Source organism: Ochrobactrum sp. XJ1, from assembly GCF_024701725.1.
Taxonomy (GTDB): domain Bacteria; phylum Pseudomonadota; class Alphaproteobacteria; order Rhizobiales; family Rhizobiaceae; genus Brucella; species Brucella anthropi.
Genome location: NZ_VDGD01000008.1, coordinates 157,769 through 172,080 on the forward strand (window position 1 = coordinate 157,769; position 14,312 = coordinate 172,080).

Below are 14,312 nucleotides of genomic sequence, written 5' to 3' on the forward strand. Positions count from 1 at the left end.
GTCGTTTCCTCCAATGACACTCATCTTCGAGCAACTTTTGAATGGCCTTCTCTACGGCGTCATGTTGTTCCTTCTGGCAGCAGGGCTGACGCTGATCTTCGGGATCATGGGCGTCATCAACCTCGCTCATGGCTCGCTCTATATGATCGGCGCTTTCATCGGCACCTGGGTGGCCGTGCAGACCGGGAATTTCTGGTTGGGCTTGCCCGCAGCCATTCTGGCCGCGACGATTGCCGGTATCGTGATCGAGCTTGGCGTCATGCGAAAGCTCTATCAGCGCGATCATCTGGATCAGGTGCTGGCGACTTTTTCGCTCATTCTGATTTTCAATGAGCTGACCGTGCTGATCTTTGGCCGCCAACCGATTTTCACGCAGTTGCCTGCATCGCTCTCGCAGCCGATCGAACTGTTTTCAGGCCTGAGCTATCCGCCGTTCCGGCTGCTCATCATTGTGGCTGGCCTGCTGGTTGCCGGTGGTCTTTATCTGCTCATCAACCGCACCCGCATCGGCATGCTGGTTCGGGCAGGTTCGACCAACCGCGATATGGTCCGCGCGCTCGGCGTAGATATCCGTCTGCTCTATACGCTGGTGTTTGCGCTTGGTGCGGCTTTTGCGGGTCTTGCAGGATTCATGACCGGACCGATCCTTGCCGTTCAGGTCGGTATGGGCGAGCAAATCCTGCTTGCCACCTTCGTGGTCGTGGTTATTGGCGGCGTTGGCTCGATCAAGGGAGCCTTCATTGCCGGTATTTCGCTCGGTATCATCGATACCTGCCTGCGCGCCTTTCTGCCTTCCATTCTGCGTCAATTCATGGCCGGGGCCGAAGCTGACGCGCTTGGCGTGGGCATTGCGTCCATGGGCATCTATCTGCTGATGGCCATCGTTCTTCTGTTCCGCCCGAGAGGCCTCTTTCCGGTGGGAGCCTGAATCATGTCATATCGTATTTTGTTTGTTTTCCTCGGCTGCGTGGCGCTTGCACTTTTCCCCTTCGGGGCCGAAGCGCTGGGGCAGACGGCTGCATCCAGCCTTGTCGCCCGGATCATGATCTATGCCATCGCCGCAGCCAGCCTCAATCTGATCCTCGGCTATGGCGGGATGGTTTCCTTCGGTCATGCCGCCTTCTTCGGGATCGGCTCCTATGTCGTGGGTATCCTTTATTTCCACCACGCGGAAGAGACATTGCTTTTCGGCTTCATTCCGGGTTCCGACCAGTTTCTGATCACCGTTCCGGCGGCAATGCTGGTGGCAGGTCTTGCCGCGCTGGTCATCGGTGCGCTGGCGCTGCGCACTTCCGGCGTGCAGTTCATCATGATTACGCTCGCCTTTGCCCAGATGCTGTTCTTCCTCTTCGTTTCGCTCAAAACCTATGGCGGCGAAGACGGTATCATCGTGCGCCGGGCAAATGATCTTTTCGGCCTCAGCCTGCGTGACAAGACGACGATGTATTATGTCATCCTCGTTTCGATGATCCTGTATTTCGCTTTCCTGTGGCGGGTTGTCCATTCGTCCTATGGCGCGGTGCTTTCCGGCATTCGCCAGAGCGAGCGGCGCATGACGGCCATGGGAATCGAAACCTATCGCTACAAGCTTTACGGCTTTGTCCTTGCCGGAATGGGCGCTGGTCTGGCTGGCGCGCTTCTCACCATCTTCATGCGTTTTGCAAGCCCGGACACGCTGCACTGGACCAAATCGGGTGAGTTGATGGTGATGGTCATTCTGGGTGGGGTCGGCACGTTCTTCGGGCCGATCTGGGGAGCAGCCGCCTTCCTGATCCTGCAGACCTATCTCGCCTCCTGGACGGAACATTGGCAGCTTGCCATGGGTATCATTCTGCTCGTCGTTGTTTTGGGAACCAAGGGCGGCATTGTCGGCGGCTGGCGCGCACTTTGCCGTCCGTTTCGCAAAGACCGCAAGGTGGAGGTGCCCGCATGACGACGATATTGCAGGTCCGCGATCTGGTGAAACGCTTTGCCGGACTGGTCGCGACCGATCATGTGACGCTCGACGTCACGGAAGGGCATATCCATGCCCTGATAGGCCCGAACGGAGCGGGCAAGTCCACGCTCATCAATCAGCTGTGTGGTGAGCTGACGCCCACATCGGGGACGATCAGCCTGATGGGTGAAGATATCACCGATCTACCCGCAGCAACGCGTGTCGGGCGCGGGTTGGGACGCACGTTCCAGATATCGACGCTCCTGAACGATATGAGTGTGCGCCAGAACATCGCGATGGCGGTGCAGGCGCGCGAGGGGCACAATTTCCGGATTCTCGACAGTCTGAAAGGCCGCAGCGCCATCTGGCGTGAGGTTGATGCAATCCTTGCCGGAAGCCGTCTGGCCAATCACCCGGAGAAGCTTGCAGGCGATCTGTCGAGTGGTGGGCGCAAGCAGCTGGAACTGCTGATGGCGCTGGCCGGAAAGCCGAAGCTTCTGCTCCTCGATGAACCGATGGCTGGTCTCGGCCATGTCGAAAGCCAGGAAATGATCGAGCTTTTGCAGGGGCTGCGCGGCAAGGTTTCGATGCTGCTCGTCGAGCACGATATGGAGGCGGTGTTTGCGCTCGCTGACCGCATATCGGTGCTGGTCTATGGTCGCCTCATCCTCACAGGTACGGTGGAAGACATTCGGGCAAGTGAAGCTGTGCGGGAAGCCTATCTCGGCGGGGAGGAGGAACTGTGCTGAAAATCGAAGGACTTCAGGCCGCCTATGGCCATTCGCAGGTATTGTTCGACGTCTCGCTGGAGGTGAATGAAGGGGAACTGGTCACCCTCATGGGCCGCAACGGCATGGGCAAGACCACCACCATACGCACATTGATGGGTCTGCTCGTTCCAAAAGGGGGACAGGTCCAGATCGCGGGGCGCGACACGACCAGCTACAGCCCCGAAAAAGTGGCACGCCTTGGCGTCGGTCTAGTGCCGGAGGGCCGACAGATTTTCCCGACATTGACCGTGCGGGAAAATCTGGTCGCAACCGCATCCAACCGCTCCAAGCGACAGTCGCCATGGGATCTTGCCAAGATATATGCGCTTTTCCCGCGCATGCAGGAGAGGGCGGATCAGACGGCGGGCACGCTTTCAGGTGGCGAACAGCAGATGCTGGCCATCGGGCGTGCGCTGATGACAAATCCGCATCTTCTGATCCTTGATGAAGCGACGGAAGGGCTTGCCCCCGTCATCCGCACGGAAATCTGGCATTGCATCATGCAATTGCGCGAAATGGGCCAGTCGATCCTTCTGATCGATAAGAATATCGCGGTTTTGAAGAAGTTGGCGGATCGCCACTATATTGTCGAGAAAGGCCGAACGGTCTGGCGCGGGACGAGTGCCGATCTCGAACGCGACCGTGAGCAGGTGCATGCTTATGTCGGGATCTGAGACGATCGTCCTCGTTGGATGGGGCGCTATCGGCAAGCGGGTTGCGGACCTTCTCGCTGAGCGGAAAAGTCCAGTAAGGATCGGCGCGGTGGCGGTGCGCGACCGATCGGCATCCCGTGACGGATTGCCTGCGGGTGCCGTGCTTATCGAAAATCCTGCCGAGCTTGCAGCCAGCGGCGCAAGTCTCGTGGTGGAGGCGGCAGGTCGCCCCAGCGTCTTGCTGTGGGGCGAGGCGGCGCTTTCCGCCGGAATGGATTTTGCGGTTTCATCGACATCGGCTTTCGTCGACGACGCCCTGTTTCAAAGGCTGAAGGATGCGGCTGCGGCCAGCGGCGCGAAGCTTATTATCCCACCCGGTGCGCTGGGCGGCATTGATGCGCTTTCGGCCGCAAGCCGGCTTTCGATTGAAAATGTCGAGCATCGCATCATCAAGCCTGCAAAAGCATGGGCGGGCACGCAGGCCGCCCAGCTGGTGCCGCTCGATGAAATCAGTGAGGCCGCGGTCTTCTTCACGGATACGGCCCGCAAGGCAGCCGATGCTTTTCCGCAAAATGCCAATGTCGCGGTGATTACTTCACTCGCAGGGATTGGTCTTGATCGTACCCGTGTCACATTGGTTGCAGACCCGGCAGCGCGTCTCAACACGCATGAGATCATTGCCGAAGGCGATTTCGGTCGGATGCATCTGCGTTTTGAAAATGGTCCGCTTGCGACCAACCCGAAATCGTCTGAAATGACCGCGCTCAACCTTGTGCGCGCGATCGAGAACCGTGTCGCCACGACGGTCATCTGATGCAGTTGCTTAACGAAAAGCCCCGCAGTAGCGGGGCTTTTTCTATTCGGAAGCCTTATTCCGCATCCATCTTGCATTGTGCGGCATAGATATCGCCATGCGCGGTCAGGACTTTCTTCTCAGTCTTCAGATAAGGCTTGCCGTTGGCGCCTTCGGCTACACCCAGCGCATACCAATCCTGAACGGGATGCTGGTTCGGTCCGAGTTTGAATTCTCCGCGCACGGAAGGAATTTGCGCGGAAAGCAATGCCTTGCGGAATGTCTTGGCATCGATCTCGTCACCCGAGACGCCAGCAAGTCCAGCACCCATCATCAGCGCGGCATCATAGCCTTGTGCGGCATAATAGGTGATCGGGCGATCCCCGAATTTCGCTTTCCAGGCGGCAACGAATTTCTTGTTTTCCGGATTGTCGAAATCGTCGTTCCAGTGGCTGGTCACCCGTACGCCGTCTGCTGCCTTTCCGACAACATTGACGATCACCTGATCGAGCGATGCCGGATGAACGACCATCGGGATTTCTTTCAGCAGACCTGACTGCTGATATTGCTGCAGAAATGCAATGCCCATGCCGCCCGGCTCGAATTCATAGACCATCGCTGGCTTTGCAGCGCGTATCTGTGCGATTTCAGCGGCAAAGTCGGTCTGGTCCATCTGGGTATAGACTTCGCCGACGATCTTGCCCTTGTAGAAGCGCTTGAACGCATCCATCGTCTCGCGCCCGGCCTGATAATTCGGCGCGATCAGGAATGCCGAAGGATAATCCATTGATTGCGCCAGCGCGCCAGCGCTTTCTCCCTGGCTGTCATCCTGCCAGGAGCTGACGAAATAGTTCGGGTGGCATTCCTTGCCTGCAAATTCGGCAGAGGCGGTGTTGGGGCTGATATAGATGCCGCCTTCGTCGAGAATATCTGGCAGAGCCGCACCGGCGACATTGGCGAAGACCATGCCGGTAAAGAGTTTTACGCCCTGTTCGGACAACATGGCTTCGGCAATCTGCTTGGCATTGCCCGGCTTGAGGCCGTCATCCTCGACCTTGAGCGCGACCGGCTTGCCTCCCAGTTCACCGCCATTCTGATCGATTGCGAGCTGGAAACCGTCCCGAATGTCCTGCCCAAGATAACCGGCAGGGCCGGACAAGGTTGTGATCATGCCGATGGTGACGGGTTCCTTGGCGAAAGCCGCGACAGTTCCGGCCAGAGATAGACAGAGTGCCGAAGCACCAAGCAGTGAAAGCTTGAGCATGAAAGTTCCTCTCTTGATTGCCCTTCACGACCTTTTCTCTGTCCCGCGCTTGAAAACGCTGTTTCGGACAGGAGGTCTTGCCGGTCATTTCATGCTGAAACTTGAAGTCCGTAAACTGAACACTCTTCGCACTGCTATGAGGCTCAGGAATATCAGAAGGGTGTATCGAGGATCGGAGGGAGCCTGTCTTTAACCTGTCTTCAACCTGTCCGGGCAATTTCCCGAAGCACCTGAATGAACAGGTCGGCCGTGGCGGAACGGTTGCTCTCAGGAAGGGTGGTGATCCCCAGAAAGCCGGAAGTCGCGCCAAGCTGGACCGGCAGGATGGCGAGCTGTCCCGACGCTTCTTCAATCCGCGCCACCTGCGCGGGCATGACGCAAATATAATCCGCCTGCAAGAGCAAGCCCCTATTGATGAGCGGTGAGACGGATTCGACGGACTGTGCAGGCGGCGGAACGCCTTCCTCGCGGAATGTGCGATCAATCTGGAGGCGGAGATTGGTTTCCTTCGGTGGCAAGATCCAGTCCCACTCGATCAGATCATGAAGGCGAAGTGCGGGGCGCAGCGTCAATGGATGGTCGCGGCGCACGACGACGACGGCATTATCCGGAATCAGGACCTCCTGCACGAGATTGACCGGTTCATGCCGCTCGGAAAGGCGACCTATCACCATGTCGAGTTCTCCCGCCCGCAATGCTGGCATCAGGACATCATCCGTTCCCGTCACGACCTTGACCACGATGCGGCGATTGTCGCGCCGGACTTTGGCGATGGCTCTGGGAAGCAGATCGGCAGATGCAGAAAGCAGGGTTCCGATGGCCAGCCGTCCGCCTGTCCCATCGCGCAGATCGGCAAGATTTTGTTCGGCCACCATCAGATGAGCCAGAAGACGTCTTGCATCTGTGGTCAGCTGCATGCCCGCATGGGTCGGGACAACGCCCCTGTTGGTGCGCGTGAAAAGCCGCAATCCGGTCAGGGCTTCGATTTCCTGCAATGCCTTGGTGACGGCGGATTGGGTAACGTTCAACCGATCGGCAGCGCGCGCAATGCTGCGCTCCTCCTCGATCGCATCGATGATGCGGATATACCGGATCGTCAGATGATTGGTGAGCAATGCCATATCGCCTCCTCAAGGATATGTCTGCTCACAGATATTCTATTTCCTCATATCTGTCGCGGTCAGAATTCACTTTCCTTTGTCGGCAGGACTTGGAAATCTCTCTTCGAAATGGGTTGAGGAGAATTGGAATGACGAAACGTCACGCGGAGATCGCTGGCGCAGGCATTGCGGGGCTGGCTTCTGCCACAGCGCTCGCCCAACGCGGATGGAGCGTAAGGGTGCACGAGCGCTCGCCCAATCTGCGCACATTCGGCGCCGGGATTTATATCTGGAGCAATGGCCTGCATGTGCTCAAGGCCCTTGGCGCTTACGACGAGGCCGTGATCGGCGCTCATGAAGGGCCGGAGTTTCATACGCGCGATCACCGCAACGAAACGATGGAAGAGATTCCAATCAATGGCAACGGACCAGCGCGCCTTATAACGATCCTGCGTGAGACATTGCTGACGGCATTGCTCAATGCTGCGCGTCGCGCGGGCGTTGAAGTCGTCACCGGCGCGGAAGCTGTCGGGGCAACACCGGAAGGTGAATTGCTGTTGGCCGATGGTAAGCGCCTTGCCGCCGATCTGGTCATCGGGGCGGATGGCATCAATTCCAAGGTCAGGGATTCGCTCGACCTCATGATGTACCGCAAACCGCTTGGCTACGGTGCCGTGCGTATGATGATAAAGCGTGATAGCGCAGACGCTCCCGTTGAAGATCTGCCGCGCTATATCGAGCATTTCTCCGGCTCGCGCCGTATTCTTTATACGCCCGCCAGCGAGACCGATCTCTATATCGCACTCTGCGCATCGGTTGAAGACGAGGCGGCCTATCGCACACCGGTCGATACCGCGCTCTGGACCGAAAGTTTCCCGCATCTTGCATCTTTGATCGCTCGTTTCGGTGATGCGGGGCGGTGGGACGCATTCGAAGTCCTGAAGCTGAAATCATGGAGCAAGGGCCGGGTGGCAATCCTCGGTGATGGCGCTCATGCGATGCCGCCTTATCTCGGACAAGGTGGTGGTTGTGCTCTGATGAATGCGCTCGGGCTGGCGGTTGCGCTGGACGAACATGCGGATGTGAGCGAAGCGCTGGCTGCCTGGGAGGCGCGCGAACGCCCGCTGACCGAACATACGCAGGATACTGCGGAGCGACTGGGCGACATGAATTACTGGCCCGACGACGTGCGCTCGCAAGTGCTGAAAATTACCGGGAAATGCGCTCCGCTTGGTGCCGAACGCATGAAGACCGCTTTGCATATTCCAACAGGCGCAGCCTGAAACGCCGGATGATGGAGATTTCCATGAACTCGATGAAAATTGGCAACAATATATTTTCCTGGGATGAAACCGGAAGCGGCCCGGCCATCGTGCTGCTTTCCGGATGGTGCCAGGATCACCGCCTGTTCAAGACACTGGTACCGGAACTGGCGAAAGATCATCGCGTCATCCGCTTCGACTGGCGCGGTCACGGCGACCATCGCGACCATGACGGCGACTTCGACATCAACCAGCAAGCCGACGATCTTGTTGCTTTCGCCGACGCGCTGGAGCTTGAGACCTTTCTTCCCGTTTCGACTTCCCATGGCGGCTGGGCCAATATCGAAGTCACCGACCGGCTGGGATCAAGCCGCGTGCCGAAATCGGTTGTTATTGACTGGATCATGAACCAGCCGAACGAAACCTTCTTCGAACTGATCGACGGTATTCAGGACCGGCAGGTCTGGGAGAATGGTCGGGCAGGCTTCTTCGATTACTGGATCGGCGACACGAAGAACGCTGATATCGTCAATCACGTGAACAACGAGATGGCGGGCTATTCCTATGAAATGTGGGCCCGCTCGGGGCGGGAGATCGGCAAAGCCTATCGCAAATGGGGCAGCCCCATGCAGCGGATGGCGGCCATGGCCGAAAACCGTCCCATCACCCATATTTACTCGCAGCCATTCGAGCCGGAATATACGCAGGCACAGGTGGATTTTGCGGCTCGTAATCCGTGGTTCCAGCCCAAGAAGCTCCCCGGTACGACCCATTTTCCGACGCTTGAACAGCCTGCGAATGTGGCCAACGTCATCAGCGTGTTCAACGCATGATAAAACTCACTGAAGAAGCAGGCTTCGAGCCTGCCCGCCTTGATCGCGATTACAATGCCAAGGCCACCGTTTCGCCGGAAGCCTTCGCCGCCGAAATGGTGCGCTATCGCGAGGCAAGCATCGCGCCCCGGGCCGATTGGGGCCGGCATTTCGATGTCGTCTATGATGAAGAAAGCGGACAGCGGATCGATATTTTCGGCCCGCCTTCCCAGAGTGGACCGTGTCCGGTCTTCGTGTTTGTTCACGGCGGTTACTGGCGCGCGCTGTCAAAGGAAGATTCTGCCATGATGGCGGGGATGCTCGCGGCCGAAGGTATTGCGACCGTTGTCGTCGATTATCGTCTGGCGCCGGAAGTCTCCCTTGCGGAAATTACGCGGGAGGTGCGCGCAGCTCTGGCCTTCGTCTGGCGTCACGGTGGGGAGTACGGCCTCGATCCGGACCGGATAGCGGTTGGGGGGAGTTCGGCAGGTGGTCATCTTGCTGGTGCGCTTGTTGCAGAAGGCTGGCAGGACGATTTCGGTTTGCCGTCGGATGTTGTGAAGTTTGCCATGCCGGTCAGCGGGCTTTTTGAGCTTGCACCACTGGCGGCAACCTTTCCGCAGGAATGGCTGAATCTCGGGCCCGCCGATGTCGATCAGCTCAGCCCGATCCGCCACATTCCCGTGCGTGGTTGTCCGATTGCCGTGGCATGGGCAGAGCATGAGGCTGACGGCTTCAAGCGTCAGTCGCGCGCTTATGCCGAAGGCTGGGCTGCAGCAGGCGGAGAGGCGAAAACCATCGAGGTCGCAAACCGGAACCATTACGATATTCTGATGGACTGGTGCTCGTCCGAAACCGAGATGTCGCGGGCTCTGCTCGCCGGTATTCGCAACATCGGTTAGCACTATAGTTGCATTCTTCGTGATGCCGGGCTGCAAAGAGCGCTTTATCTGCGTTCCGGTGCTCACGTACCTTTAAGTACGCTCCGCTCCGGTACTCGAAAATCACTCTTTTCGCCACGGCCTGATGAATTTGCAACTGTAGTGTTAGAGCGTATTCCGAAAAGTGTGAAACGGGTTTCGGAAAAGATGCGTGGTTCAAAGCAAACATTTGGAGCACCGATCTGATTCGATCAGGTCGGTGCTCTGATCGGCTTTCGAAAAGAAATTGTACGGTCGCGTAGCGAAGCGCGGCTGGCGGTTTCGCGCGGGCAAAACTTGCCAGTTTTATACTAATTCATGCGGTTATCCTCATGGATATATGGTTTTAAGATGAATTGTCGCATGAATTAAAACATCCCATTCTGACCGTAACGATGATCTGGGCGTGGCCCGAATTTTTAGATTGCAGAGGCTTTCTGATGCAAAAATCCGACGTGCAGCTTTTCATAGGTGGTGAATGGCGCAAGACCGCCAATACGCTTCCCATCATCAATCCCGCAGACGAGACTGAAATCGGGCAGGTTGCGGTCGCGGAACGCGAGGATCTGGAGGCGGCACTTCAGGCGGCGTGGGACGGTTATCAGGTCTGGCGCAACACTGCGCCTGCGGCCCGTGCTGCGATCATCATGAAAGCCTCGGCGCTCATGCGCGAGCGGCAGGAAGAGATCGCACGCGCGATTACGCTGGAAAACGGGAAACCGATCAGCGAAGCCCGGCTTGAGGTTATTCGCGGCTGTGAATTCTTCGAATGGGATGCTGGCGAGTGCATTCGTTTCTATGGCCGCGTCATTCCGAGCGCGCCCGGCATTCGCTATATCGTCGTGCACGAGCCAATCGGTCCGGTCGCAGCGTTTGCGCCGTGGAATTTCCCGATGAGCCAGCCAGCACGCAAGATTGCGGGTGCTCTGGCTGCCGGTTGCTCCATTATCCTGAAAGCTTCCGAGGAAACACCGACGGCGGTGACACATATTGCGCGTGCATTCGAGGATGCAGGCCTGCCAGCCGGTGTGCTGAATCTGGTCTTCGGCGTTCCTGCCGATATTTCGCAGTTTCTTATTCCGCGCCCCGAAATCCGGGCGATTGCGTTCACCGGATCGACTGCCGTCGGCAAACACCTGACCGAAATCGCTGCGCGCCACATGAAACCGGCGCTGATGGAACTTGGCGGCCACGCTCCCGTCATCGTTTGCGAGGATGCCGATCCGGTCGTTGCGGGTATTGCCTCGGCGCGCCGCAAATACCGCAACTCGGGTCAGGTATGCACCTCGCCGACGCGCTTCTTCGTTCATGAAAGCCATTATGAACGTTTCACTGCGGCTTTCATCGAAACAGCGCAATCGATCCGTGTGGGTAACGGCATGGATGAGGGGGTCCAGATGGGCCCGGTTGCCAATGATCGCCGCGTCATGGCGCTGGAAGAGTTGGTCAGCGATGCAGAAGCGAAAGGTGCGAAACTGCTTTTCGGTGGTCGTCGCCTGAAGAACAATGGCTATTTCTTCCCGCCAACGGCTCTGGCTGAACTGCCGGACGATGCCCGCGCGATGTCGGAGGAGCCATTTGGTCCGCTGGCGCTGATCAATCCGGTTGCCTCTCTTGAGGCGGCTATTGAAAAGGCGAATTCGCTGCCGTTTGGTCTGGCGGCATATGGTTTCGCAAACTCAGCGGAAAATGTGGACCGTTTGATGACGGGACTGGAAGCTGGAAACGTCTCCATCAACACGCTTGAGGCTTCTGTTGCCGAGACGCCGTTCGGCGGTATCAAAGACAGCGGACTTGGCCGCGAAGGCGGCGCCGAAGGACTGCATCATTATACGGTCGTGAAAAATGTCTCGCACCGTCTGGTGAACAGCCTGTAGGCGACTTTATTCAAATCGCTTCTCGGACCCGTCGCCATTGATCACTGGCGGCGGGTTGGCCTGCTTCGGTACTCAAGGTGTCAAAGACACCGGCAAGTTACATGCCCTGTTCACTGACTTGAAATGCTGTCCGTGACGATTACTCATCCGGTCATCATTCGATAGATCGCCGGTAGAGCGACAGGCAGTTTCGATAGTTTGGCGACAAGAGCGTAGTTTCTACGGCCGAAAAGCGTGGGAAGGTATGCATTCGCCTCCCGATCAACGGTCACGGCAAAGACGTTGACGCCTGTTGTGCGTGCTTCAGCAACGGCCCTGCGACTGTCTTCGAGTGCGAACCGGCCTTCATAATGGTCAACATCGTTCGGTTTGCCGTCCGTCAGGACCAGCAGAAGCTTCTTTCTGTTGGGCTGTTCGGCAAGCTTTGCTGTTGCGTGACGGATGGCGGCTCCCATGCGCGTGTAGAAACCGGGCTTCAGCGCCGCAATCCGGTGTTCTACGGCAGAACCGAAAGTTTCGTCGAAGTCCTTTACCGTTTCGACCCGCACCCATGAACGACGGCGCGAGGTAAAGGTCTGGATGGAACAGCGGTCGCCACAGGCAGCAATGCCATTGGCCAGAACCAGAAGCGCCTCCTTTTCCACATCCAGCACACGCCGATTATCGATCCACGCATCGGTGGACAGCGACACATCGACCAGAATGGTGACGGCAAGGTCGTTTGCCTTGGGGCGGCTCATCAGGTGCACGTGGTCGCTGCCCTGTCCTCCGGCGGCAAAATCGCATCGTGAACGGACCACGGCATCAAGATCGAGATCGTTGCCATCGAGCTGCGCACGCATCAATTCGCGGCCTGGCCGCAGGATCTCGAACTGGCGGCGAACCCGGCGCACAAGGCTTTGCGCTTCATCATCCAGTTCCAGCGCTTCTTCACGGTCCTGCGCTGGTGCTGCCAGAACACTGCAATGGTCGGGAAGATAGGTTGCCTTGCGGTAATCCCATTCCGGATAGGTCAGTTTGGCGGCGAGAGCCGTTCGATCGACCGCTTCTGGCGGCAGATCGAGATCGAAACGGAAACGGGCCGCAGGTCTGCCCTTGCGTTCGCCCAATGTAAGATCGTCAAGCTCGTCTGCAGATTTTGCATTCTGCTCGTCGCTATCGTCCGTTGGCCTGTCGACGCTCACCATCTCCGCCATGGCAAGGATTTTCTCAAAGCGATTGAGAATGAACGGGCTTCTGTCGGCCAGCCTCGGATTCTGCTTCTCGCGGTTGGCAATCTGCCGTCCGGTTTCGACACCGTCCGCCTTGCTGTTCAGCACTGGCTGGTCATCGTTATCGCGCGGCGCGGTCTCTTCGCGTCTGATCAACTCCGGCCAGAGCGGGACGGGCAGGGCGGGCAGATAGCTCGCGGGTGCGCAATGCGGAAAGATCGTAGGGAGACTGTCGTCCGGCAGTCCTGCGCCTTGTTTCAGAAGCGCCAGAATGCGCTCCTCTACTTGTTGCTCCAGACCATAGAGCGGACGTTTGGGGCGCACAGCCAACACCGCTTCGCACAATCGCGCATAACGCTTCTGTAGGCCCGGAAATATCCGGCAAGTCTTCGCAACCGTATCCGATGCCACTGCAAGCGCTGCAAGATTACGGCGCAATGGGTCATGCGGAAGCTCGCCCACTTCAGTCGGCATAACCGCCATATAGCCCGTGAGCCAGACATAGAGATCGTAATTGAGCGTTCGATCTGGAAAGAGCGCAATTTCGGGCGGCAGCATCAATGTCGCTTCATCCCGCAACGGCTGACTAAGTTTCTCTTCGCCCAGAGCCATGCGCTGCCGCAAGCCCAGCCTGTGCCCTGAGGTTCGCGCACGGGCCGGGGCAATCTGTACGGCAACATCGCCACCAAAACCACGAAAGCAGATGGCGAGCTTCTGGCGAATATCGCCAAGCTGCACGGCGTGCTGGGGATAATGCGGCCACGATCCGGTCTTGCCGATCAGGCGGTGCCAGGCCCGGCCAACGGTTTCCTCCAGTTCCAGAAAATCCAGCATGATATGCCCGCCTATTTCAGCATTGCATCGGCAACTTCAATCAAAGCGGCTTTCACGTCAGGCTCATCGGTCAGCGGCTCGATCATCGCGGCACGCGCCGCTTCGCGTTGCGACATGCCGGCGTCGATCAGCGTGGCGCAGTAGACCAGCAGACGGGTTGAAACGCCTTCTTCCAGATCATGGCCTTTCAGCCCGCGCAGCCGGTGAGCCAACGCCACCAGTGGCGCAACCTTTTGAGCCGCGAGGCCGCTCTCTTCGCTCACTACCGCGATTTCCTGTTCCTTGGGCAGGAAGTCGAATTCAATGGCGACGAAGCGCTGGCGCGTGCTTGGCTTCAGTGATTTCAACAGGTTCTGGTAACCCGGATTATAAGATACGACGAGCATGAAGCGGTCCGGTGCTTCAAGCAACTCGCCGGTACGTTCCAATGGAAGAAGACGGCGGTCGTCAGTCAGTGGGTGCAGAACCACGGCCACATCCTTGCGCGCCTCGACAATCTCATCGAGATAGCAGATACCGCCTTCGCGCACTGCGCGGGTCAGCGGACCGTCGACCCATATTGTATCGCCACCTTTCAGCAGATAGCGCCCGGTCAGATCAGCAGCCGCCAGATCGTCATGGCAGGAAACCGTAGAAAGCGGCAGGCCGAGTTTTGCGGCCATATGGCTTACAAACCGCGTCTTGCCGCAGCCGGTCGGTCCTTTGAGAAGCAGTGGCAGCTTGCGCGTCCAGGCCATTTCGAAGAGCGTGCATTCATTGCCGGACGGGCTGTATGGTGGGATCGAGACATTGGCATTTTCTACATTTCTGAGAATGGGGTTCATGGCCGTTTTCCTTTGTATCAGGCAATGAAGCCCCGCCTGATGGCGGGGCTTGGTGT

Annotated in this window: 13 protein-coding genes; 9 read left to right on the plus strand and 4 right to left on the minus strand. The window is 58.0% G+C overall.

All coding sequences use genetic code 11. From position 1 onward, the window contains the following. The first annotated feature begins 13 nt into the window (after positions 1–13). Genes FG152_RS15945 through FG152_RS15965 form a run of 5 tightly spaced genes read left to right on the plus strand, consistent with a single transcriptional unit; the run spans position 14 to position 4,173 of the window. Positions 14–928, plus strand: a complete 915-nt coding sequence (locus FG152_RS15945) for a branched-chain amino acid ABC transporter permease (protein WP_010660592.1) — start codon at positions 14–16, stop codon at positions 926–928. 3 nt (positions 929–931) lie between these two features. Next, a complete protein-coding gene (locus FG152_RS15950) occupies positions 932–1,933 on the plus strand; it encodes a branched-chain amino acid ABC transporter permease (protein WP_010660593.1) in 1,002 nt (333 codons plus the stop codon). Beyond that, on the plus strand, positions 1,930–2,685 hold the full coding sequence (locus FG152_RS15955; RefSeq protein WP_010660594.1) for an ABC transporter ATP-binding protein: 756 nt from the start codon (positions 1,930–1,932) through the stop codon (positions 2,683–2,685). The genes FG152_RS15950 and FG152_RS15955 overlap by 4 nt, the downstream gene beginning before the upstream one ends. Continuing rightward, positions 2,679–3,380, plus strand: coding sequence for an ABC transporter ATP-binding protein (locus FG152_RS15960; RefSeq protein WP_010660595.1), 702 nt, complete (start codon positions 2,679–2,681; stop codon positions 3,378–3,380). Before FG152_RS15955 ends, FG152_RS15960 begins: the two co-directional genes overlap by 7 nt. Next, positions 3,367–4,173 carry an aspartate dehydrogenase gene (locus tag FG152_RS15965; RefSeq protein WP_010660596.1) on the plus strand — a complete coding sequence of 269 codons (807 nt, stop codon included), beginning with the start codon at positions 3,367–3,369 and terminating at the stop codon, positions 4,171–4,173. The genes FG152_RS15960 and FG152_RS15965 overlap by 14 nt, the downstream gene beginning before the upstream one ends. A gap of 55 nt (positions 4,174–4,228) precedes the next feature. Here FG152_RS15965 and FG152_RS15970 read toward each other — a convergent pair whose 3' ends face one another. Beyond that, a complete protein-coding gene (locus tag FG152_RS15970; RefSeq protein ID WP_010660597.1) occupies positions 4,229–5,416 on the minus strand; it encodes an ABC transporter substrate-binding protein in 1,188 nt (395 codons plus the stop codon). 200 nt (positions 5,417–5,616) lie between these two features. Then, positions 5,617–6,537: a LysR substrate-binding domain-containing protein gene (locus FG152_RS15975; protein WP_010660599.1), complete on the minus strand. Its 921-nt coding sequence runs from the start codon at positions 6,535–6,537 to the stop codon at positions 5,617–5,619. Positions 6,538–6,665: 128 nt separating this feature from the next. On the opposite strand from FG152_RS15975, the gene FG152_RS15980 reads away from it, so the two are divergent. From FG152_RS15980 to FG152_RS15995, 4 genes are all read left to right on the plus strand, one after another. Beyond that, positions 6,666–7,799 (plus strand): FAD-dependent oxidoreductase, encoded by a 1,134-nt coding sequence (locus tag FG152_RS15980; RefSeq protein WP_010660600.1) that lies wholly within the window; start codon positions 6,666–6,668, stop codon positions 7,797–7,799. A gap of 23 nt (positions 7,800–7,822) precedes the next feature. Continuing rightward, entirely contained in the window at positions 7,823–8,611 is a 789-nt protein-coding gene (locus FG152_RS15985; protein ID WP_029376167.1) for an alpha/beta hydrolase, read from the plus strand. Next, a complete protein-coding gene (locus FG152_RS15990) occupies positions 8,608–9,492 on the plus strand; it encodes an alpha/beta hydrolase (RefSeq protein WP_010660602.1) in 885 nt (294 codons plus the stop codon). The genes FG152_RS15985 and FG152_RS15990 overlap by 4 nt, the downstream gene beginning before the upstream one ends. A 458-nt stretch (positions 9,493–9,950) precedes the next feature. Beyond that, positions 9,951–11,387: an NAD-dependent succinate-semialdehyde dehydrogenase gene (locus tag FG152_RS15995; RefSeq protein ID WP_010660603.1), complete on the plus strand. Its 1,437-nt coding sequence runs from the start codon at positions 9,951–9,953 to the stop codon at positions 11,385–11,387. Between the two features lie 143 nt (positions 11,388–11,530). Here the strand turns inward: FG152_RS15995 and FG152_RS16000 are convergent, their stop codons facing one another. After that, on the minus strand, positions 11,531–13,432 hold the full coding sequence (locus tag FG152_RS16000) for a nitric oxide reductase activation protein NorD (protein WP_010660604.1): 1,902 nt from the start codon (positions 13,430–13,432) through the stop codon (positions 11,531–11,533). A gap of 11 nt (positions 13,433–13,443) precedes the next feature. Further along, the gene (locus FG152_RS16005) at positions 13,444–14,256 is read right to left on the minus strand and encodes a CbbQ/NirQ/NorQ/GpvN family protein (protein WP_010660605.1); all 813 of its coding nucleotides are present in this window, start codon (positions 14,254–14,256) and stop codon (positions 13,444–13,446) included. Between the last annotated feature and the right edge of the window lie 56 nt (positions 14,257–14,312).